This window comes from Profundibacter sp. (genome assembly GCF_056498605.1).
In genome coordinates this window covers 1-20,237 of the sequence record NZ_JBSMEZ010000059.1, presented here as the reverse complement: position 1 = coordinate 20,237, position 20,237 = coordinate 1, and the positions used below count along the sequence as shown (strand labels likewise).

The following is a 20,237-nucleotide window of genomic DNA, read 5'->3' as shown; positions in this document are numbered from 1 at the left end:
AAGCATTCTTATTTGAATTTTTGCATGCGTTCAAACCTAAAAAGGCCGCTTCGGTGAAAAAGCGGCCCCTTTTGATAACATGTGAGGCCTAGTCAGAGGCGCGTGTCAGCCCCGCCTTAAAAACGATGCCCGCCGCCGCGCCGCCAATCAGCGGGGCCGCGATAAATACCCACAGATCCGCCAACGCTTTGGTCCCTGCAAAAAGGGCAGGCCCGATTGAACGCGCAGGATTCACCGAAACGCCGGTGACGTTGATGCCAACCATGTGGATGCCGGCCAGTGTCAGGCCAATCGCTAAACCGGCCATCATCGCAGGTGATCCTTCCTGAGTTGCGCCCAAAATGACGGTGACAAAGACGAATGTCGCCACCAGTTCAAACATCAGGGCGGCGGTCAGAGTGTATTCGCCCAGATACTCAGCGCCAAATCCGTTCTGGCCCAATCCGTTTGCCGCCACTGTGTAATCTGCCTTGCCGGTGGCAATCAGCATAACAACCAGTGCTGCAACGGTGGCACCGCCAATTTGCGCGATGGAATACGAGATGAATTCAGAGAAAGTCATCCGCCCAGCAGTCACCATGCCCAAAGATACGGCGGGGTTCAGATGTGCGCCGGAAATCGCGCCGATTGAATAGGCGGCAGCGACAATCGAGATACCAAATGCCAGCGAAATGCCCAGCATTCCAATCTGCTCCCCCATCAAAACAGCCGACCCGACCCCGAAAAATACCAGTATAAATGTGCCGAACGCCTCTGCGATCATTTTTTTCATTGGTTGAACTCCCTCGTGAACTTGTTACTTAGTTTCTATGACCAGTCGCTTTGTTAAGGCTTGCTCTGGTCTGTCACTTGTTAACGCCTATACTGCCGCTAAATTAGGGGAATATCCGATGCGAGACCTCAAAATTCCGGAACAGCGCCATCCTGAGAAGGCACGTAAGCCGGATAATGCACAGCCGAAAAAACCCAGCTGGATACGTGTGCGGGCACCGGGCGGCGCGGGCTATGCCGAGACGCACAAGATTATGCGCGAGCATGGGCTGGTGACGGTGTGCGAGGAAGCTGGCTGTCCAAACGTTGGCGAATGCTGGAATCAGGGCCACGCCACCATGATGATCATGGGCGAGGTTTGCACGCGGGCATGCAGCTTTTGCAACATCGCCACGGGGAAACCCCCCGAAGATCTGGATGTGTTCGAGCCGGGCCGCGTTGCGGATGCGGTGAAAAAACTGGGCCTGAAACATGTGGTGATCACGTCGGTTGATCGCGATGACATTCAGGATGGAGGGGCCGAACATTTCGCCCAAACCATTCGCGCCATTCGCCGTCAATCGCCTGAAACCACGATTGAAATCCTGACCCCAGATTTCCTGAAATGTGCGCCCGAAGTGCTGGAAATTGTGGTAGCGGCCAAGCCTGACGTCTTTAACCACAATCTGGAAACCGTGCCGGGGCTGTATCCCGAAGTGCGGGCAGGGGCGCGGTATTTTCATTCCTTGCGTCTGTTGCAACGGGTCAAGGAAATCGACCCGACCATGTTCACCAAATCCGGCATCATGGTTGGGCTGGGTGAAGACGCGCTGGCGGTGCGGCAAGTGATGGATGATATGCGCGCAGCAGATGTGGATTTTCTGACCATCGGGCAGTATTTGCAGCCCACGCCGAAACACCACGCGGTGGAACGGTTTGTAACACCGGAAGAATTCAAATCCTACGAGAAAGCCGCCTATGGCAAAGGCTTTTTGATGGTATCGGCCACACCGCTGACCCGCAGCTCGTACCATGCTGGCGACGACTTTGCCCAATTACGGGCGGCGCGGTTGGCAAAACTGGACCAAGGTTAACTGTTCTCATTGACATAATCCGCCCTGCAACCCTTAATGATTTTGACAATTGCTAAGGGAGTATGAACAATGACACATCTGACAAGACGCCAATCGTTGGCCCTGATGGGGGGCGTAATGGCGGCCCCATTGATTCCGGCACCAGCATTTGCCGGCACCACAATGAAGGTAGGTGCTCTGCGCTTTACCAGCCACTCGGCCAGCTTTGTCGCGTTTGAGAAGGGCTATTTCGCCGAGGAAGGGCTGGACGTGGAATTCGAGTTTTTCCAGGCCGCACAGCCGATGGCCGTGGCAATTGCATCAGGTGATGTCGATTACGCTGTCACCGCGATTTCCGGCGGGTTGGTTTCGCTGGCCGAAAAGGGTGCGGCCAAGGTGATCGGCGGAGCGTTGAGCGAGGAAGACGGCATTGACGGGCAGAAAATTCTGGCGTCAGTCGCTGCATTTGACGCTGGCCTGACCGACCCAAGCATGCTGGACGGCAAATCATTCGGCATGACACAAGCCGGATCGTCGTTCCATTATATGGGCGCACAAATTGCGGCAAAAGAAGGTGTCAGCCTGAAATTCAAACCACTGAACAAGGTGGGTGCCATTATCGGTGCACTGAAATCCGGCCAGATTGATGCATGGTCGATTGTGCCGCATATCGCCAAGGGGTTGGCGGGCGCAGGTAAGGTTAAAATCATCGGGAATGTGTCTGATTATATTCCAAATTATCAGGTTACAACCGTATTCACCTCCGCCAAAAATGCCGCTGACGAACGTGGCCGAACCGAGGCATTCTTGCGGGCGTTTTCGCGCGGCGCTGATGATTTCAACGCAGCACTGGTCGACAAAACCGCCGGTGACGATGCCGCGATGGAAATGGTCAATCTTGTGCATAAATATGTTTATGCCGACAAGCCGATTGAAAAGGCCGAAAAATCCATTCGCAATGGCGCGATGCGGATCAATGCGGGGGCAGCATTGAATGCAACATCCGTTAAGGACCAACTGGATTGGTTCAAGGCCGAAGGTATGGTCAAGGACAGCGTAACATATGAAACGCTGGTTGATGATTCATACGTCAAAACCATCATGTAAACGGACGGGGGCCAGCGATGGCCCCCACAACCACATGGATCTGAAAATTGACGCCCTGACGCACCGCTATGGCGAAATCGAGGTGCTTGCAGATATCAATCTGGGAATCCCCACGGGGCGCATTGTTTGCGTGGTGGGGCCATCTGGCTGTGGTAAATCCACCTTATTGCGGTTCATTGGCGGGCTGGAACGCCCGACCGAGGGCCAAGTGTTGCAGCTGTCCGCGCCACCGGCTAACAGCCTAAATCCGTTTACCTTTGTATTTCAGGACTTTGCGCTGCTGCCTTGGCGCACTGTGGATGGCAATGTGCGGCTGGTGCTAGAGGATCACGGGCTGGGCAAGCCTGAAATGGATAGCATCATCGCAGATGTGCTGGAGCGCACCAAGCTAACAGATTTCGCCGATGCTTTGCCTAAAAACCTGTCGGGCGGTATGAAACAGCGTGTAGCGATTGCGCGGGCGCTGGCGGTTCGCCCAGCCGTGTGGCTGATGGACGAACCGCTGTCTGCGCTGGACGCACAAACCCGCGAATTGCTGATGGATGATCTGGTTGGCCTGTGGCTGCGCCAGCCGTTCACGGCTGTTTACGTCACCCATAATCTGGCCGAGGCCGTGCGCCTTGGCCATCGCATCGTGGTGCTGACGCGCCGCCCCGGGGCTGTGCGCAAAGTGATCGACATTGATCTGCCGTTAGAAAAACGCCGCGCGAATGATCCGGCCTTGGCCAAGATCGAGCAAGAGCTGTGGAATCTGATGCGCGACGAGGCGATGGCTGCTGATCAGGAGCTGATCGTATGAGCAATCCTGTCCCGTATCGAGGTGGCGGATTCAGACCCAAACGCATTCGTGGCATTGGCCTGATCGTGTTCATCGCCCTGCTATTGATCGCCGAATGGGGCACGCGGGCAGGGTGGATCACCAACCTGACCCTGCCGCGCCCCTCGGATGTGATCCGCACCCTTTACGAGTTGGCAGCGTCTGGCCTGTTATGGACCCATCTTAGCCTGTCACTGGGCCGCTTGGCCGTTGGCGCATTCTTGGGGGCGGGCTTTGGCGTGCTGGTCGGGCTTGGTATCGGGCTGTTCAGTTATATGCGGGCCGGATTGGTACCGCTGGTCGCCGCCCTGTTCCCGATCCCCAAAATCGCGCTGTTGCCGCTGTTTGTCATCTGGTTCGGCATTGACGAGATGTCGAAATACGCGCTGATCGCCTTTGGCACCTTCACCCCCACCGTGGTCGCCACCTATGGCGCGGTCGACAACGTGGACCGCACATTGATCAGCATGGGCCAGAGTTTCGGGCTGTCCCGCGTCAGTATCATTCGCAAAATCGTGCTGCCAGGGGCCATGCCCGGTATCCTGTCGGGGCTGCGGATTTCATTGGCAATTGCCATCATCCTGTTGACTGCAGCCGAAATGATCGGGGCAGAATACGGCATAGGTGCCTACATCCTGCAGGCCGGTGCGCTCTATGATCTGGAGCGGCTGTTTGCGGGGGTGACGATATTGTCGATCCTCGGGGTTACGCTTAGTTTCGTGCTGGGCAAGGTCGAGGCCAAGGTGCTGCGCTGGCGCATCTAGTCTGTTAGAATGCCTGCCGCCAATAATTCGGCTCTGTCGGGAAACCAGATATCCTGATGTGCGGCCTGAAACATGGTTGATATAAACCCATCCGACACCCCGCGCGATTTGAAATAGGCGCGGTCCTTTTCCTGTTCCTCAACCGTATCCAGAAATTGGACGCCACTGGTTTGCAGATACTGGTGAAAACCAATCTGTCCGCCATCCTGTAAATGACGCCGCTTGCCAGCCAGAAAAATCAGCGTGCAGGCCGAGGCACAGCGCCCCACAACTTCGGTATTTATTTCATGTGATATCAATGCATTGGCAATGGCGCGGGCGGCAAATATCCGCCCGCCATCACTGTTCAATCGCACCTTTGTATAGGCCACATCAGGCCTATCCAGAAGGGTACGCAACGCGGTGTTGGTTCGAAACCCGATGAAGCCCTCAATCAGGATGGTATCGCCACGCACCTCTAGGTCAAACGATTGCGGGTCAGCGGGCGGGTTGGCCCCTGATGTGGTGAAAATCAGCGAGGTCAGATCAACCGCCATCACCAGTACGGCCCCAAGGGATGCGCCATAGCTGCCCCAATACAGGATCATATCACCGCCCCCTTTCAGGGTGCGCTCAACGGATCGCAATGTGCCGGTGATCTGCCAGATTAACACGGCAATAGCGATCACAATGATCAAAACAACAATCGCAACGGGAAGAGGCTGTGGCAAGACCCCAAACAGCACATGCAGGACGATGCCAAGCCCGATCAAGACCCCGATCAGGGACAGGAGAGTTGGATGCTTCCCGCGCCAATGGTTGAGTGCAAATAGAACCATTAAACCAGTTTAGTGGTTCTATTTGGAAAAGTCAGCCGCCCCGTTCTTGACTGCACTAGATTAGCGGGGGATTCGGTTGCGGCGCGGCAACTCCATTTGCAACCAGTCGGGCACGCCGATCCAGCGTTCGATGGCAAACAGGATTAGACAGATCACAATAATCCCGATCACCAGTTTTACCCGTTTTTCACCAGGTGGTTTTCTGGCCCATTTGGACATTCGCAACAGATGGCGCGGGTTCAGCATGGGTTCTTTTACCTGATCCTGCCAGAAAACACATCCCTTTTGGCCAACGAAATTCACACGCTGGCCAATGCAGCCGTCCTAGAACCGCCAGCCCACCATAACTTCGTAAAATGGGTTCGACCCTGATGAATCCGTATCCACAACACTGGCCTTGACGTAGGCCTTCGCTAGGAAGTCGTACTGAACCCCGATTCCGTAGACATTGAGTCCGCCGCCGGACTTAATATGCCCCAATGAACCGGTCAGTGTCAGGTTGTCTAGGATATTGTAATCCAGATAAGCGGTTGTCAGTGCTGTCTCGGAGGTTCCGTTCCAGTCGGAATAAGAAATCCCAGCCGTCACCTTATCCCAATATCCTTCGGCACCAATGCGATATTTAGTTATATTGGAGGTTGTCGAAGAGAGATGTTCTGCCCCGCCATACAGCATAAAATCCACCATGCTGCTAGGCCCAGCGAAGGTGTGGTTGGCGGCGATGGCAAATGAATCTACGCCTCCGGATGGCGCGTCGATGTAATGATAGGATGCGCCTACTTTGGTGTTGCCAAAGCTACCATCATAGCGCAGGCCATAGATCTGCTCGCTGTTATAAAGATAAAACGAGCCAGAAAGTGATGCTTCAACGGTGTGAATCTCTAAATCAACCGAGGTGTTGTTGGCAAACTTGTGTTCCGGAAGATAGCCACGATCCAGAACCGAACGTGGAACACCAAGCGAGAATTTACCGATGCCGGTGGCCAGTTCGATTGCCGGATACAGGGCGGAGTTGTCGTTCCCAGAGACACCATAAGCATCAATCCCTAGATTAAATCCAAACCCAATCCCGTTTGCACCAGATAACGGTGCGAACCCCATATCGGTATCTATGCGATATAGGCCGCCGTCTGTTGAGCTTGAATCAAAATACCCGAGTTCGCCGTAGCCGGTGATATAAAAGCGGTCTCCGCCTACAGATGATTGGGCAAAAGCGCCCGTTGCGGCCACTAAGCTGGCGCCGATTACATATGCAGTAAACTGTTTCATCAACATTTCCTCCATCATTTTATAATCGCGCTTCCGCAAGCCAATTATACACGAGTATACGCAAAGGGAGAATGACATGGATCAGGAATGCGCACTTTGTCAAAGTAGGGCTGGTTGCAATGGCAAGGGCCGGAGATGCCACAGCGCAAAACATTATGGGGGCCGCCTATAATGATGGTCACGGGGTCGAGAAAAATACCAGCACCTCGATTGAATGGTTTTCAAAGTCAGCGGCACAGGGGAATGCCAAGGCACAGTATAATCTGGGCGGATTGTATCTGCTTGAGGAAGAATCCCGCGCGCCAGACTATCAAAACGCAATTGAGTATCTAAAGATGGCAATGGCGCAGGATTATGCGTCTGCGTTTATGCTCAGGGGGCAGGATGATCCGGCTTGGCTTTGATCAGGAACCTGATCCGGCGGGTGCAATCCCGTTTTTCCAAAAGGCGCTTGACCTTGGCAATGGTCCGGCCGGAAACGATCTGGCGGAAATGTTTCGCACTGGCGAAGGTGTCGATATGGATGAAACCAGGGCTCGGGAATTTTACAGGCAAGCCGCGGCGACAGGGTATGCTTTGGCAATCGGAAATCTGGGGGTAATGCATCAATACGGAGTGGGCGGCCCGCGTGATGTTGTTGCCGCATATGTATTACTGGCCCGTGCCGCTGATATGGGTGATCGCAGTTCACAGGTGAATCTGGCTGAATTCGTTGCAGAGGTGCCTGGGTATTGGGGCCGCGATATTAACCGTGACTGGTCCTATTCCTTGTGTCTGGGTGCAGTTCAGAACGCGGAGGCCGACAAAGCCGACAGTTATAGCGAAAGATGCGAGGTGTTGGCGGAAAGCCTAACGCCAGAGGAAAAACGAAAGGCAAGTGAAGTGGCTGGAATGCAACTCCGTTAAATCAGGTAAACCGCACTTTGCCGATGTAGGGCAGGTTGCGGTTCCTCTGGGCAAAGTCGATCCCGTAGCCAACTACAAATTCATCAGGGATTTCAAAACCGACCCAGTCGGCGTTAATGTCGACCTCACGGCGCGACTGCTTGTTCAGCAGGGCGATGGTTTTCAGGTGTGCGGGCTTGCGGGCTTTTAGCAACCCGACCACATGTTTCAGGGTAAAACCGGTGTCGACAATATCCTCGACCAACAGCACATCGCGCCCGCCGATCTTGCCACGCAAATCCTTCATGATCCGCACTTCGCGGCTGGATTCCATACTGTCGCCATAGGATGTGGCCTCTAGAAAGTCCACCTCGACCGGCAAGTCCAGCTCGCGCACGAGGTCCGCGATAAACACGAATGATCCGCGCAACAGGCCAACCACCACCAGTTTGTCCGTGCCGTCAAAAGCATCATGTATCTCGCGGGCGAGGTCTTCGATCCGGGCGGCAATAGTTTTGGCCGAGATCATTTCGTCGATGACATAGGGTCGCGTTGGCATGTGTGGTCCCTTGAATTAACCTAATGAACATACTTAATGGCACAAAACCGGTTTAAGGGAATAGGACAAAATGCCAACGCAAGGTGAAAAGAAGGTCGTTCCGTATACCGCAGCGCAAATGTATGCACTGGCCGCTGACGTTATATCCTACCCAAAGTTCCTGCCATGGATATCGGCAGCCCGCATTCGGTCGCGCAAGGAGATGGGCGATTACGAATTGCTCGAGGCGGATCTGGTGATTTCATTCAAGGTGTTTAGGGAACGGTTTGGCAGTACTGTCAAGCTGTCCGAAGCCGCCAAAACCATAGATACCGAATATCTGGATGGGCCGTTCAAATACCTGAAATCCAACTGGTCATTTACCGATCAGGAGCAGGGCGGATGCGAGGTGGATTTCTTTGTCGATTTTGAATTTAAGAACGCGATTTTGCAAAAGCTGATCGGTGTGGTGTTTGATCAGGCCATGCGCAAAACCATGCGCGCGTTCGAGGACCGCGCCAAGGTTTTATACGGCTAGGCCCGCAGCAACATTTCCAACGCATGATCCCGCGCTGCCGTGCGCACCTGCGCCCGCCCTAAAGCGCCAAACTCGACTGTTTCCAGATGTATGGGATGCCCTGCCTTGGCTAAACCAAAACAAACGCGTCCCTCGGGTTTATGCTCGGACGGGCCAGGACCGGCGATACCGGTGATGGATATTGCAAGCGTTGCTGTGGAATGACGCAGCACCCCCTCGGCCATCTGTTGCGCCACCTGTTCCGAAACAGCCCCATGCACGTCCAGCATCGTTGCCGACACTCCCAGCATGTCGATCTTGGAGGCATTGGAATAGGTCACAAACCCACGTTCAAACACATCCGACGATCCCGCCACATCGGTCAGGGCCGCCGCCAACATGCCTCCGGTGCAACTCTCGGCGGTTGCCACTGTCCACCCTTTAGTGCGGCAGGCTGTCAGAACATCGCCAGCTAGGCTCATTGCATCAAAATCCCGTGGCTGAATGCGGCCGCACCTGCCACCACAATCGCCGCCATTACCCCCGCGATCACGTCATCAAACATCACCCCGAAGGCAGTGGATTTACGATCTGCCCAGCCCACAGGACCGGGCTTCCAGATGTCAAACAGCCGGAACAACAGGAACGCCGCGATCCAGCCGGGGTAGGGAAACACCCAAGGGTCAACGCCCGCATGCCACAATCCGCCCGACAGGGGCAACAGCGCGATCCACTGGCCTGCGACCTCGTCAATCACGATCTCGCTTGGGTCGTGGTCATCCTTGCCGCGGGTTTCGGCGGCTGTGGCCCACCAGCCGATAAAAAACACTGCTATGGTGGCGACCAGAAGTGCCGGAAAACCACCTGCGACATGGATCAGGTAGCCAACAGGAATTGCGGCGGCGGACCCCCAAGTGCCAGGGGCAGGGCGGATCAATCCGACATAGAAAAAAGTTGCGATCAGTTTGCTCATGTTTTCACCAATGTTACCGTTGCGATTGCCGCAATGCCCTCGCCGCGCCCCGTGAACCCCAATCGTTCAGACGTGGTTGCCTTCACACTCACGCGCCCCACATTCATTCCCATGATCCGCGCCATTTGCTCGCGCATTGCCACCGCATGCGGGCCGATCTTTGGCATCTCGCAAATCAGGGTGCAATCGGCGTTGGAAATAGTGAACCCGTGATCCGCTGCCATCGCAACCGCATGTTTCAGAAAGATATGCGAGGCTGCCCCCTTCCATTGCGGATCAGACGGCGGGAAATGCTGACCAATGTCGCCCATCGCCAATGCGCCGTAGATCGCATCTGTCACGGCGTGCATGCCGACATCGGCGTCCGAATGGCCATCCAACCCGTGATCATGCGGCACAGATATGCCGCACAGCACCACATGGTCACCGCTGCAAAACCGGTGCACATCAAACCCGTTGCCCAGCCGTATATCCATATCCTGCTCCAGTTGTTTTTCTGCGCGGGCAAGGTCGCCGGCAAGGGTGATTTTCAGGTTCGCCTCGTCCCCCGCCACAATCGCTACGTCCATCCCGTGTGCCAAAGCAACCTCGACATCATCGGCAGCCCCGCCGACGTGCGCCGCATGGGCCGCCACGATGTCCTTCAGGCGAAACCCTTGCGGTGTTTGGGCACGAAACAGCCCGTCGCGCGGGTGGGGGGCGGTTACCTTGCCATCCACGCCGCGCCACAGCGCATCGGTTACTGTCAGGGCAGGGGCGGCCCCCGCGTGCGTCTTTAGCGCCGCCAGAACTTCGGTGATGATCCGCGCCGAAACCAAGGGCCGCGCCCCATCATGGATCAGCACATTGTCCATACCCGCCGCCGCCGCCAGCCCCGCCTGAACCGAAGCATCGCGCGTGCCCCCGCCATTGACAATTTTAATATCGGGCAGCGGGGTAAGCCTTGCCTGAAGAGACATATCCGCAGAGTTCAGGACCACAATGATCCGATCTATCTTTGGGTGGGTTGCGAAGGCATCAATCGTATGTGCCAGAACGGCACGGCCCTTCAGGGGCTGGAACTGTTTGGGAATATCCCCTCCGGCACGAATGCCACGCCCTGCGGCGACGATGATAGCGGCTGTTTTCATATCAGGTGGTTTAGGTTTTTGCACCGCTACTGGCAAGGTGTGGCAAGAATTGTTCAACAATTCTTATTCAAAATCTTTCAAAGATTTTGGGTCAGCGCCTAACGGTCAGCTTGATTTGCCTTTTACCGGTTTCACGGCTAATCAGGGACTTGCTGCACAAGGATTAGGCATTTGACTATTAAACTGGCAAATATCACGCTGGATCATCCGGTTTTCCTGGCCCCGCTGGCCGGAATTACCGATTTGCCGTTTCGTCGGATGGTGTCGCGCTTTGGTGCGGGGCTGGTGGTCAGCGAAATGATCGCCAGCCACGACATGCTGGAAGGCAAACCAGGTGTGCGGGAACGGGCCGAACTGGGGCTGGCCGAGGAAAACACCGCCGTGCAACTGGCGGGCCGCGAAGTCGGGCCAATGGCCGAGGCCGCCCGCATGGTGGCCGATAACGGGGCACGGATTATCGACATCAACATGGGGTGTCCGGCCAAAAAGGTGGTGAGCGGGTATTCTGGGTCTGCCTTGATGCGCGATCTGGACCATGCGCTGCGCCTGATCGAGGCGGTGGTCGATGCCGTCGATGTTCCGGTGACGTTGAAAACACGGCTGGGGTGGGATGATATCACATTGAACGCACCTGATCTGGCGCGCCGTGCGGCGGGGGCGGGGGTGCAAATGATCACCATCCACGGGCGCACGCGGTGCCAGTTTTACAAAGGGCGAGCGGATTGGGCGGCGATTGCGGCTGTTAAGCAAGCTGTCGACATCCCAGTGATCGCCAATGGAGATATTGTCGACACGGCTACGGCCCGCGCGGCCCTTGAGGCCTCTGGCGCGAACGGGGTGATGATCGGGCGCGGCGCACAAGGCGCACCTTGGCGGTTGGCGCAGGTTGCGGCGGGATTATACGGCACGGATGCGCCAGATATTCCGGTTGGTTCTGATCTGGTTGATCTGGTTACGGCCCATTACGAGGACATGCTGGCGTTTTACGGCACCATCCTAGGCAACCGCATGGCCCGTAAGCATCTGGGCTGGTATATGGACGGGGTTGGCACCAACCCAACTTTGCGCAAATCCGTGTTAACCGAACATGATCCAGCAGTTGTTTTGCGCCTGCTTCCGGACGCGATAGCAGGCGAACGGGTGGCAGCATGAGGTTCGAGGTGCTTTGGAATGCTCTGCCAAATCCGGCCTTTCTGATTGATCCGGCGAATATGATCACGGCTGTAAATCCGGCAGCCGAAGGGTTCCTGAATGTATCGGCCAAATCGTTAAGTGGTGCGCGATGCGTGGATAAAATAACGGTGGCCGCCCCATTGGAGGAATCATTTCAACGGGTGCGGCGCAATCACAGCCCGCTGTTTATCAATGATGTGGATGTCGGACGTGATCCGGTGCGCTGCAACATCCAGATCGCGCCGATGTCACGCGATGACCCGCGCCTGTTACTTATCATTACGCCGCGCCAGAACAAGGAACGCGCGGGGCGCAATACGGCGTCGAAATCGGCCGCAAAGTCGGCGATTGGCATGGCCGAAATGCTGGCGCATGAAATCAAGAATCCGCTGGCAGGGATCACTGGTGCAGCGCAGCTTTTAGCAATGAACCTACCCAAGCAAGACATTGAAATGACAGACCTTATTGTGTCCGAGGCACGACGCATTGTGGCGTTGCTGGATCAGGTTGAGCAATTTGGCAACCTTAGCCCGCCCAACCGGATCGCGGTGAATATCCACGATGTTGTGGACCGTGCCCGCAAGTCGGCGCAGGTCGGTTTTGCGGCACATATGCAGATACTCGAGGACTATGACCCGTCATTGCCCGACACATGGGCCGATGCGGACCAGTTGATACAGGTGGTGGCGAACCTGCTGAAAAATGCTGCCGAGGCAGCGGGTAAAATGGGGGGCATAATCCGTCTCCGCACCTCGTTTGACAATGGTCTGCGGTTGCGTCGATCCGATGGCACGGGCGCACCTTTACCGATCCTGCTGGAAATCATTGATGACGGACCGGGCCTGCCGCCCGACATCGCCGCCGAGGTGTTCGATCCGTTCGTATCGGGGCGTGAAAACGGCACCGGCCTTCGGCTGGCGCTGGTGTCGAAAATCATTACCGAACACGAGGGGTGGGTGTCGGTCGATTCAAAACCAGGCCGCACGGCGTTTCGCATATCATTGCCCAAAGCCCCGTTAATCAAAGGAGCCACTTAAATGGATGGCACAGTTCTGATCGCGGATGACGACCGCACGATCCGCACGGTTTTAACCCAAGCCTTTACGCGGGCAGGTTGCAAGGTGCATGCCACTTCATCCCTTGTAACGTTGATGCGCTGGGTGGCCGAGGGCAAGGGCGATCTGGTGATTTCGGATGTGGTGATGCCGGATGGAAACGGGCTGGAAATGTTGCCGGAAATTGCGGCCTTGCGCGACGGGCTGCCGGTGATTGTGATTTCAGCGCAAAACACCATTATGACGGCGATCAAGGCGACCGAGGCCAAAGCATTTGATTATTTACCAAAGCCGTTTGATCTGCCCGATCTGATGAAACGATCCGCGCGGGCCTTGGCGATGCAGCGGCGGGTTGATGTGCCCGCCAACCGTTCTGAGAATGACACCAGCGAGTTACCACTGGTTGGCCGGACTGGCGTTATGCAAGAGCTGTATCGTCTGATTGCGCGGATTGTAAACGGTGATCTGGCGGTGCTGATCACTGGTGAAAGCGGCACGGGAAAGTCGCTGATTGCCCGCACAATCCACGATTTTAGTGACCGGCGTGCGCTGCCGTTTGTGGTTGTGGGGGCTATTGATATGGGGGGCACTGACGGGTTGGACCGGATGCTGGCCCGCGCTGGCACGGGCACGATTGTGTTTGACGAAGTTGGAGATCTGGATTTGTCGGCGCAGGGGCAAATCGCGCGCCTGATGGACCGTCTGGGCGATAACGCACCGCGCATTATGGCCACATCGCAGGCGGATCTGGCGGAAAAAATGGAGGCAGGCAATTTTCGTCAGGATTTGTTTTACCGGCTGAACGGAGTCGGATTGCAAGTGCCAGCATTGCGCGACAGGGTTGATGACATTGCACTGCTGGCGGCGTTTTTTCTGGGTCGCGCTGCGGCGGACGGTGGCGAGGTGCACCACCTGTCGAATGATGCGCAAAAACTGATGCTAAGCTACAGTTGGCCCGGCAATGTGCGCCAGCTGGAAAATTGTTTGCGCCGCCTAGGGGTGACCAGCGGGCAGGCCGAAATTTCACTGACCGAGGTCGAGACGGCGCTTGGCGGGCAGCCAGCGGTGGAGCCTGTGATTGACCAGCGCCAGGGCGACAAGCTGGCGGCGTCTATCGCGCGGCATTTGCAACGGTATTTTGACCTGCACGTCGGGGCCTTGCCGCCGCCCGGCCTTTATGCGCGGATATTGCACGAGATGGAGTTGCCGTTGCTGGAAATCGCGCTGGATGCCACAGGCGGCAATCAGGCCAAATGCGCCGATCTTTTGGGCATCAACCGAAATACCTTGCGTAAGAAGATTTCCGACCTCGATATTCGCGTGACACGGCGGCGCAAATTGATGTAAAAGAGCAACATCAAGCGTGGCCCGAAGGCACCAGCCGGAATGAGGCCACAAAATATGGTGGTTCGCCGCACATGCGGCACAGCGGAAAGCAGGCAACAGGTGGCAAGCCCTGCCAGAATTGCAACACTGGAAAAACTAAGCCGTTTGCGGCGCAAAAGACGTGTGCAAAACGCGGCGACGTTAAGTTTGGTCATCCTTGGACCGGTTCTGACCATTGCCACATTCATCGTCCTTGGCCCGCTCGACAAAGGGGCTGCCTCCTCCAGTTTGCGCCTGATTCTACTAACCGATGTTGTCTATACCCTTGTGGTTGCGGCGCTGGTTTTGCAGCGCGTGGCGCGGATGATATCGGCAAGGCGTGCGCGTTCGGCGGGTTCCCGCCTGCACCTGCGCCTGACCGGCGTCTTTGCCTTGGTCGCGCTGATCCCCACAGTGCTTGTGGCTGTGTTTGCGGTTCTAACGGTCAACGTCGGGCTAGAGGGGTGGTTTTCGGAACGGGTGCGACAGGTGGTTGGCACGTCGCTGGCCGCTGCCGAATCTTATGAAAATGAGCACCGGCGCGACCTGATACAGGACGCCGAAGCGCTGGCGTCGTACCTGAATCTTGCCAACCAGTCGACGTTTTTCCTAAGCGACGGGAATTTGCGTGAATTGCTGACCCAAGGGCAATTGCAAGTCCAACGCGGTCTGCGCGAGGCCTATGTGATAGATGGCGGCGCCGAATTGCGGGCGCGGGGCGAACGGTCGTACCTGTTTGATTTCGAGGCCCCGACACCGCAGGATATTGCCGCTGCGGACGAGGGCGAAGTTGTGGTCATTCAGGACTGGGACAACAACGAATTTCGCGCCCTTGTGAAATTGAGCGCCTATGTTGACCGCTATCTGTATATTTCGCGCAATGTGGACGGCAATATCCTGAACCTGCTGGATGACACCAAAGAAACCGCCACACTATATCAACAGCTAGAGAGCGAGCGTGGTAAGATTCTGTTTGAATTTGGTCTGCTCTATATCGGATTTGCGGTGATCCTGATTTTGGCGGCAATCTGGCTGGGTCTGTGGTTTGCCGAAGGTCTGTCGCGCCCTGTTGGGCGTTTGGCTGGGGCGGCGCAACAGGTCGGAACCGGTGATCTGGACGTTCAGGTGATCGAGGAAGACGGCGATGATGAAATTGCCATGCTGGGGCGTTATTTCAACCAGATGACACGCCAATTGAAGGGACAGCGCGATACATTGCTGCAAAACACCCGCCAGATTGAACGCCGCCGCCGCTTGTTTGATTCTGTGCTGTCGTCGGTTGCATCTGGTGTTGTCGGACTGGGTGCTGACGGCAAGGTAACGTTCGTGAACCGGTCGGCCGAACGCCTGCTGGCGCTGCCGGACGAACAATCGGGCGATATCAGCGTTGCGGTGCCGGAATTTGGTCCGCTGTTGCAACGGTTGCGCAACAGAAATACCGAAGTCGCACAAGAAGAGATCAAGCTGTCGCGCGACGGGGCTATGGAAAACCTGCTGGTGCGCATCAGCACACGGCGCAATGAGGCAGGCAACCTTGAGGGCTATGTGATTGCCTTTGATGATGTCACCGATCTGGTATCGGCCCAGCGGATGGCAGCCTGGGGTGACGTGGCCCGTCGCATTGCCCACGAGATCAAGAACCCGCTGACCCCGATCCAGCTGTCGGCAGAACGGCTGAAACGCAAGTTTGGCCCATTGGTCGGGGATCAGGTCGATACACTGGACCAATACACCGATGTGATCATCCGCCAGACCGGCGATTTACGCCGCATCGTTGACGAGTTTTCAAAATTCGCACGGATGCCCGAACCGGAATTACGCAGCCATGATTTGGCGGCGGTTGTACGGGACGCCGTGGTGTTGCAGGAAGCCGCAATGCCGGATGTGGCGCTGCAGGTGGATTTACCCGATGCCCCCGTGATGGCAGATCTGGACGCGACAATGATTTCACAGGCGATGGTGAACTTGATCAAGAACGCAGGGGAAGCCATTGAAAGCTATGTTGAAAAGGGGGCGCCAGAAGGGTATTCACCGGAAATTCATGTGAACATGCGCGTTCTGGATACGATGATAGCCGTTGATATATCGGACAACGGCATTGGCCTGCCCGAAGATCGCGCCCGCCTGTTTGAGCCCTATGTGACAACCCGCGAGGCGGGCACTGGGCTGGGCTTGCCGATCGTGAAAAAGATAATAGAGGAGCACGGCGGCACTTTGGTGCTGGTAGATGCCGAACAATTCAATGGAAACGCGCATCACGGTGCGCGTGCGGAAATACGGTTGCCAGCCTCGCTTAGTTTGGCGGCACAAACCGAAACGAAAATGGCTATATGAGGTGGAGCAGCATGAGTGATATTCTAATTGTCGATGATGAACGCGATATTCGCGAACTGATTTCCGACATCCTGAAAGACGAGGGGTATACCACACGCCTGGCCGGAAATTCGGATGGGTGTATGGCCGAGGTCAACGCAGCACCACCTGCGCTGATGATCCTCGATATCTGGCTAAAAGACAGCCAAATGGACGGTATCGACATTCTGAAAACCGTCAAACGTGACAACCCCGATATTCCAGTGGTGATTATTTCGGGTCATGGCAACATTGAAATTGCTGTGGCCGCGATCAAACAGGGTGCGTATGATTTCATCGAAAAACCGTTTAATATTGATCAGTTGATGGTGGTTGTGGCTCGCGCTATGGAAACGTCACGTCTGCGCCGCGAAAACAGCGAATTGCGCCGTGGTGATCTGACATCTTCCGAAATGTTGGGCGATAGTGCTTCCTTCAAGGCTTTGAAATCCAATCTGGACAAAGTGACCAATTCCAATGGCCGCGTGATGCTGACGGGGCCAGCGGGGGCGGGCAAAGAAGTGGCCGCGCGGTATATCCACGCCAATTCCAACCGTTCATCCGCGCCATTCATATCGGTGAACTCGGCCTCGATTGAACCTGAACGGATGGAGGAAGTTCTGTTTGGCCGCGAAAGTAGCGAGCGCGGCGTTGAGCCAGGTCTGTTAGAACAGGCCCACGGCGGGGTTTTGTATTTTGACGAGGTGGCAGATATGCCGTTGGGCACGCAATCCAAAATACTGCGGGTGCTGGTGGACCAACAGTTCCAACGGGTCGGTGGCAGTGATAATGTGCGCGTCGATATTAGGGTAATATCCAGCACAAACAGAATGTTATCCGACGAAATTGCTGCTGGTAGGTTTCGTGAAGAGCTGTTCCATCGTTTGAATGTGGTGCCGATCCTTGTGCCCTCGCTTGAGGAACGCCGCGAGGATATTCCATTGTTGGCAATCCATTTCATCGAGGAATTGAACAAAGCCCACGGGTTGCCATTGCGGGAGCTGTCCAAAGATGCCGAGGCATTGATGCAAACCATGCAATGGCCAGGAAATGTACGCCAACTAAAGAATGTGGTTGAGCGGGTGCTGATACTGGGGGCCGATAGCGGCCCGATCACCGCCAAAGAATTGCCATCCCCCGAGGATACCTCGCAATCCGAGGGGCGGGTTGTGCTGTCGTCAGGTCTGGCCACATTACCCCTGCGCGAAGCCCGCGAATTGTTTGAACGCGAATACCTGATGACCCAGATCAACCGCTTTGGTGGCAACATCAGCCGCACCGCCAGTTTCGTCGGGATGGAGCGGTCAGCCCTGCATCGCAAACTGAAATCGCTGGGGATTGTGACCTCAAGCAAGGGTGGTGCCCGCATTGCCCATGTCGAGCCCGAGATTGACGAGTAGCGGCGTGTCTGGCATGGATGGCCCCCTAATATCTGAAAAGGCGCGGCCATGAAGGTTATCATATGCGGGGCAGGGCAGGTTGGCTGGCAAATTGCCCGCCATCTGTCGGGTGAAGACAACGATGTTACGGTGGTTGATAACAACCCCGAACTGGTGCACCGCGCCACGGAAACGCTGGATGTGCAGGGGATTGCCGGCTTTGCCAGCTATCCCGATGTGCTGGAACGCGCTGGTGCGCGCGATGCCGATATGATCATCGCCGCGACCTATTCGGACGAGGTGAACATGGTCACCTGTCAGGTGGCCCATTCGGTGTTTGAAATCCCGCGCAAAATTGCCCGCCTGCGTAGCCAAAGCTATCTAACCGCGATCTATTCCGATCTGTACCGGCGCGAACATATGCCGATTGATGTGGTGATTAGCCCCGAACGCGAGGTCGCCGAGGCCGCGTTGCAGCGCCTTGCCGCCCCGTCCGCCTTTGACACTGAAAGCTTCCTTGAGGGCAAATCGCAACTGCTGGGCATCCTGATCGAGGAGGATTGCCCTGTGGTCAACACGCCCCTGCGCCAGTTGACCGATCTGTTCTCGACCCTCAGCGCGATTGTGGTCGGCATCCGGCGCGAGGGCACATTGTTTGCGCCAGAATCCGGTGATCAGATTTTTGTTGGCGACGAGATATACATATTCACCCACACGACTGACATGGCCCGCACCTTGGAAGTGTTTGGCAAGGTCAGCAACAAACAGGAACGTATCGTTATTCTGGGCGGCGGCAATGTCGGGCTGGCGGTGGCCCAAGCGCTGGAGCTGCGCACCGAGCGGGTCCGCGCCAAGGTGATCGAGAAGGACCGCGCCCGCGCCGAAGTGGCCGCAGACGCGCTGGAAAAAACCATTGTGCTGCACGGCGACGGGTTAAGCGCCGAATTGCTGGCCGAGGCCGGCATCACTCGCGCCGACGCGATCCTGTGCGTGACCGACGATGATAAAACCAACATTCTGGCCGCTGTACGCGCCAAGGCCGAAGGCTGCCCGATGGCGATTTGTCTGATCAATGACCCGACATTGGTGCCGTTGATGAAACCGATGGGGATTGATGCCTACATCAACCCGCGCGCCACCACGGTGTCATCCATCCTGCGCCACATCCGCCATGGCCGTGTGCGCGGCGTCTATTCCATTGGCAACGCCGAGGCCGAGGTGATCGAGGCGCAAGTGATGTCGACCTCGCCGATTGCGGGTCAGAAAATCAGCGATGTGGATTTCCCCGAAGGTGTTTTGGTCGGCGCGATGATGCAGGACGGCAAAGTGATCCGCCCCAATGGTGCCACCCGCATTAACGAAGGCGACGTGATCGCCATGTTTGCGATGGCTGCCGATGTGCCCGAGGTGGAGCGGCTGTTGCAGGTCTCGATTGATTTTTTCTAGGGGTGGGTTGAAAATTGCCCTAAGTTACGGTGCGTTAAATTACACACACTACTGCTCGCTTCGTCTTACACCAAGTCATTTACTTTTACTCATCAAGCTATTTGTATTTTTTTGAATCAGTTTTACTCTGTCCAGTTTTGCTACGCTTAAACTCATCCCAAATGAAGAGTATTACTATCGGCCACCACGACCAAATTAATACGATTGCAGGTAAGGTAAGTACGCCTTGCGAGAGAAATGTTGAAAAGTTTAACTTTATTAACAATATTAGCAGCCATCCCATTGAGCCGTAGATTAGAACCTTTATTATTGTTTTCTCCAGGAACATTTTATCCTATCTTCCTACTTATTGCCCTACCAAAATAAACGTGCTTCCAATCAATAGCAATCAGCACCAAAATGCACCCAGAGCTATCCCTCTTAAGTTGATCCTATCAGCGCGTTCACTATGATCAAGGGCAGACATATCAAGAAACGGCTTGCCATACTGTAACAGGTCTCAACACACCGAAAGCTGGGGGAGTAAACCACAGATTCTGTGCAGTTTTCCTGCACTACTCTGTTTCCCCTTGAAAACACCCGTATGTCCTGCGCACAAATAACACCAATCCGAAAGCAAAACAGGGTAAACCCGTGGGGAGTGCGAAGTGTTATCCAGCCCTAAACCCGCGATGCTGACTCGCATCCTGAATATGCCGTTTCTGGTGATCCTGATGGGGATCGGCGCGCTGGCGATGTATATTCCGGCGATCTATGCGCTGCTGGATAATGATCTGCATGTGGCGCGGGTGTTTTTATATGGCGGCACGCTGTTTTTGATCCTGAC

General features: G+C 55.7%; 21 protein-coding genes. 13 read left to right on the top strand and 8 right to left on the bottom strand.

Features of this window, described 5'->3' with window-relative positions:
* Window positions 1-88 precede the first annotated feature (88 nt).
* Window positions 89-772, bottom strand: coding sequence for an aquaporin (locus ACWB12_RS06145; protein ID WP_479529183.1), 684 nt, complete (start codon window positions 770-772; stop codon window positions 89-91).
* A gap of 118 nt (window positions 773-890) precedes the next feature.
* Here ACWB12_RS06145 and lipA point away from each other — a divergent pair, with 118 nt between their 5' ends.
* The 4 genes from lipA (at window position 891) to ACWB12_RS06125 (ending at window position 4,511) form a co-directional block, all read left to right on the top strand.
* Entirely contained in the window at window positions 891-1,844 is a 954-nt protein-coding gene (lipA, locus tag ACWB12_RS06140; protein WP_479529182.1) for a lipoyl synthase, read from the top strand.
* A gap of 69 nt (window positions 1,845-1,913) precedes the next feature.
* On the top strand, window positions 1,914-2,930 hold the full coding sequence (locus ACWB12_RS06135; RefSeq protein ID WP_479529181.1) for an ABC transporter substrate-binding protein: 1,017 nt from the start codon (window positions 1,914-1,916) through the stop codon (window positions 2,928-2,930).
* 34 nt (window positions 2,931-2,964) lie between these two features.
* A complete protein-coding gene (locus tag ACWB12_RS06130; RefSeq protein ID WP_479529180.1) occupies window positions 2,965-3,729 on the top strand; it encodes an ABC transporter ATP-binding protein in 765 nt (254 codons plus the stop codon).
* On the top strand, window positions 3,726-4,511 hold the full coding sequence (locus ACWB12_RS06125; protein ID WP_479529179.1) for an ABC transporter permease: 786 nt from the start codon (window positions 3,726-3,728) through the stop codon (window positions 4,509-4,511). The genes ACWB12_RS06130 and ACWB12_RS06125 overlap by 4 nt, the downstream gene beginning before the upstream one ends.
* Here the strand turns inward: ACWB12_RS06125 and ACWB12_RS06120 are convergent.
* The 3 genes from ACWB12_RS06120 to ACWB12_RS06110 form a co-directional block, all read right to left on the bottom strand.
* Entirely contained in the window at window positions 4,508-5,221 is a 714-nt protein-coding gene (locus ACWB12_RS06120; protein WP_479529178.1) for a COG3904 family protein, read from the bottom strand. The genes ACWB12_RS06125 and ACWB12_RS06120 overlap by 4 nt on opposite strands.
* Before the next feature lie 168 nt (window positions 5,222-5,389).
* Entirely contained in the window at window positions 5,390-5,575 is a 186-nt protein-coding gene (locus ACWB12_RS06115; RefSeq protein ID WP_479529177.1) for a hypothetical protein, read from the bottom strand.
* Window positions 5,576-5,653: 78 nt separating this feature from the next.
* Entirely contained in the window at window positions 5,654-6,598 is a 945-nt protein-coding gene (locus ACWB12_RS06110; protein WP_479529176.1) for a hypothetical protein, read from the bottom strand.
* A gap of 119 nt (window positions 6,599-6,717) precedes the next feature.
* Here ACWB12_RS06110 and ACWB12_RS06105 point away from each other — a divergent pair, with 119 nt between their 5' ends.
* A complete protein-coding gene (locus ACWB12_RS06105) occupies window positions 6,718-7,002 on the top strand; it encodes a tetratricopeptide repeat protein (RefSeq protein ID WP_479529175.1) in 285 nt (94 codons plus the stop codon).
* Window positions 6,983-7,504 carry a tetratricopeptide repeat protein gene (locus ACWB12_RS06100; protein ID WP_479529174.1) on the top strand — a complete coding sequence of 174 codons (522 nt, stop codon included), beginning with the start codon at window positions 6,983-6,985 and terminating at the stop codon, window positions 7,502-7,504. The genes ACWB12_RS06105 and ACWB12_RS06100 overlap by 20 nt, the downstream gene beginning before the upstream one ends.
* A gap of 1 nt (window position 7,505) precedes the next feature.
* On the opposite strand, the gene hpt is transcribed toward ACWB12_RS06100, so the two are convergent.
* Window positions 7,506-8,042 carry a hypoxanthine phosphoribosyltransferase gene (hpt, locus tag ACWB12_RS06095; RefSeq protein WP_479529173.1) on the bottom strand — a complete coding sequence of 179 codons (537 nt, stop codon included), beginning with the start codon at window positions 8,040-8,042 and terminating at the stop codon, window positions 7,506-7,508.
* 70 nt (window positions 8,043-8,112) lie between these two features.
* On the opposite strand from hpt, the gene ACWB12_RS06090 reads away from it, so the two are divergent.
* The gene (locus ACWB12_RS06090) at window positions 8,113-8,559 is read left to right on the top strand and encodes a type II toxin-antitoxin system RatA family toxin (protein WP_479529172.1); all 447 of its coding nucleotides are present in this window, start codon (window positions 8,113-8,115) and stop codon (window positions 8,557-8,559) included.
* Here ACWB12_RS06090 and ACWB12_RS06085 read toward each other — a convergent pair.
* Genes ACWB12_RS06085 through ACWB12_RS06075 form a run of 3 tightly spaced genes read right to left on the bottom strand, consistent with a single transcriptional unit; the run spans window position 8,556 to window position 10,641 of the window.
* A complete protein-coding gene (locus ACWB12_RS06085) occupies window positions 8,556-9,020 on the bottom strand; it encodes a CinA family protein (protein WP_479529171.1) in 465 nt (154 codons plus the stop codon). The two genes, ACWB12_RS06090 and ACWB12_RS06085, sit on opposite strands and share 4 nt — an antisense overlap.
* Window positions 9,017-9,511, bottom strand: coding sequence for a phosphatidylglycerophosphatase A family protein (locus ACWB12_RS06080; RefSeq protein ID WP_479529170.1), 495 nt, complete (start codon window positions 9,509-9,511; stop codon window positions 9,017-9,019). Before ACWB12_RS06080 ends, ACWB12_RS06085 begins: the two co-directional genes overlap by 4 nt.
* Window positions 9,508-10,641 carry a bifunctional 2-C-methyl-D-erythritol 4-phosphate cytidylyltransferase/2-C-methyl-D-erythritol 2,4-cyclodiphosphate synthase gene (locus tag ACWB12_RS06075; protein WP_479529169.1) on the bottom strand — a complete coding sequence of 378 codons (1,134 nt, stop codon included), beginning with the start codon at window positions 10,639-10,641 and terminating at the stop codon, window positions 9,508-9,510. The genes ACWB12_RS06080 and ACWB12_RS06075 overlap by 4 nt, the downstream gene beginning before the upstream one ends.
* A 171-nt stretch (window positions 10,642-10,812) precedes the next feature.
* Here ACWB12_RS06075 and dusB point away from each other — a divergent pair, with 171 nt between their 5' ends.
* The 6 genes from dusB to trkA are packed head-to-tail and all read left to right on the top strand — an operon-like array spanning window position 10,813 to window position 19,411.
* Entirely contained in the window at window positions 10,813-11,793 is a 981-nt protein-coding gene (gene dusB / locus ACWB12_RS06070; protein WP_479529168.1) for a tRNA dihydrouridine synthase DusB, read from the top strand.
* On the top strand, window positions 11,790-12,851 hold the full coding sequence (locus ACWB12_RS06065; RefSeq protein ID WP_479529167.1) for a two-component system sensor histidine kinase NtrB: 1,062 nt from the start codon (window positions 11,790-11,792) through the stop codon (window positions 12,849-12,851). The genes dusB and ACWB12_RS06065 overlap by 4 nt, the downstream gene beginning before the upstream one ends.
* A complete protein-coding gene (locus tag ACWB12_RS06060) occupies window positions 12,852-14,216 on the top strand; it encodes a response regulator (RefSeq protein WP_479529166.1) in 1,365 nt (454 codons plus the stop codon).
* 54 nt (window positions 14,217-14,270) lie between these two features.
* Complete coding sequence (locus tag ACWB12_RS06055) at window positions 14,271-16,568, top strand: sensor histidine kinase NtrY-like (RefSeq protein ID WP_479529194.1); 2,298 nt, start codon at window positions 14,271-14,273, stop codon at window positions 16,566-16,568.
* Window positions 16,569-16,579: 11 nt separating this feature from the next.
* The gene (gene ntrX, locus ACWB12_RS06050; protein WP_479529165.1) at window positions 16,580-17,986 is read left to right on the top strand and encodes a nitrogen assimilation response regulator NtrX; all 1,407 of its coding nucleotides are present in this window, start codon (window positions 16,580-16,582) and stop codon (window positions 17,984-17,986) included.
* A 48-nt stretch (window positions 17,987-18,034) separates the two neighbouring features.
* Entirely contained in the window at window positions 18,035-19,411 is a 1,377-nt protein-coding gene (gene trkA / locus ACWB12_RS06045; protein WP_479529164.1) for a Trk system potassium transporter TrkA, read from the top strand.
* Window positions 19,412-20,237 lie beyond the last annotated feature (826 nt).

What these genes read in the sequence shown, in the direction of transcription:
- ACWB12_RS06080 (WP_479529170.1), bottom strand. Translation starts at nt 9,511, where the DNA reads ATGAGCAAACTGATCGCAACTTTTTTCTATGTCGGATTGATCCGCCCT.
- ACWB12_RS06145 (WP_479529183.1), bottom strand. Translation starts at nt 772, where the DNA reads ATGAAAAAAATGATCGCAGAGGCGTTCGGCACATTTATACTGGTATTT.
- ACWB12_RS06060 (WP_479529166.1), top strand. Translation starts at nt 12,852, where the DNA reads ATGGATGGCACAGTTCTGATCGCGGATGACGACCGCACGATCCGCACG.
- ACWB12_RS06090 (WP_479529172.1), top strand. Translation starts at nt 8,113, where the DNA reads ATGCCAACGCAAGGTGAAAAGAAGGTCGTTCCGTATACCGCAGCGCAA.
- ACWB12_RS06105 (WP_479529175.1), top strand. Translation starts at nt 6,718, where the DNA reads ATGGCAAGGGCCGGAGATGCCACAGCGCAAAACATTATGGGGGCCGCC.
- ACWB12_RS06100 (WP_479529174.1), top strand. Translation starts at nt 6,983, where the DNA reads ATGATCCGGCTTGGCTTTGATCAGGAACCTGATCCGGCGGGTGCAATC.
- ACWB12_RS06135 (WP_479529181.1), top strand. Translation starts at nt 1,914, where the DNA reads ATGACACATCTGACAAGACGCCAATCGTTGGCCCTGATGGGGGGCGTA.
- ACWB12_RS06085 (WP_479529171.1), bottom strand. Translation starts at nt 9,020, where the DNA reads ATGAGCCTAGCTGGCGATGTTCTGACAGCCTGCCGCACTAAAGGGTGG.
- ntrX (WP_479529165.1), top strand. Translation starts at nt 16,580, where the DNA reads ATGAGTGATATTCTAATTGTCGATGATGAACGCGATATTCGCGAACTG.
- ACWB12_RS06110 (WP_479529176.1), bottom strand. Translation starts at nt 6,598, where the DNA reads ATGAAACAGTTTACTGCATATGTAATCGGCGCCAGCTTAGTGGCCGCA.
- ACWB12_RS06065 (WP_479529167.1), top strand. Translation starts at nt 11,790, where the DNA reads ATGAGGTTCGAGGTGCTTTGGAATGCTCTGCCAAATCCGGCCTTTCTG.
- trkA (WP_479529164.1), top strand. Translation starts at nt 18,035, where the DNA reads ATGAAGGTTATCATATGCGGGGCAGGGCAGGTTGGCTGGCAAATTGCC.
- ACWB12_RS06055 (WP_479529194.1), top strand. Translation starts at nt 14,271, where the DNA reads ATGGTGGTTCGCCGCACATGCGGCACAGCGGAAAGCAGGCAACAGGTG.
- hpt (WP_479529173.1), bottom strand. Translation starts at nt 8,042, where the DNA reads ATGCCAACGCGACCCTATGTCATCGACGAAATGATCTCGGCCAAAACT.
- ACWB12_RS06125 (WP_479529179.1), top strand. Translation starts at nt 3,726, where the DNA reads ATGAGCAATCCTGTCCCGTATCGAGGTGGCGGATTCAGACCCAAACGC.
- lipA (WP_479529182.1), top strand. Translation starts at nt 891, where the DNA reads ATGCGAGACCTCAAAATTCCGGAACAGCGCCATCCTGAGAAGGCACGT.
- ACWB12_RS06075 (WP_479529169.1), bottom strand. Translation starts at nt 10,641, where the DNA reads ATGAAAACAGCCGCTATCATCGTCGCCGCAGGGCGTGGCATTCGTGCC.
- ACWB12_RS06130 (WP_479529180.1), top strand. Translation starts at nt 2,965, where the DNA reads ATGGATCTGAAAATTGACGCCCTGACGCACCGCTATGGCGAAATCGAG.
- ACWB12_RS06115 (WP_479529177.1), bottom strand. Translation starts at nt 5,575, where the DNA reads ATGCTGAACCCGCGCCATCTGTTGCGAATGTCCAAATGGGCCAGAAAA.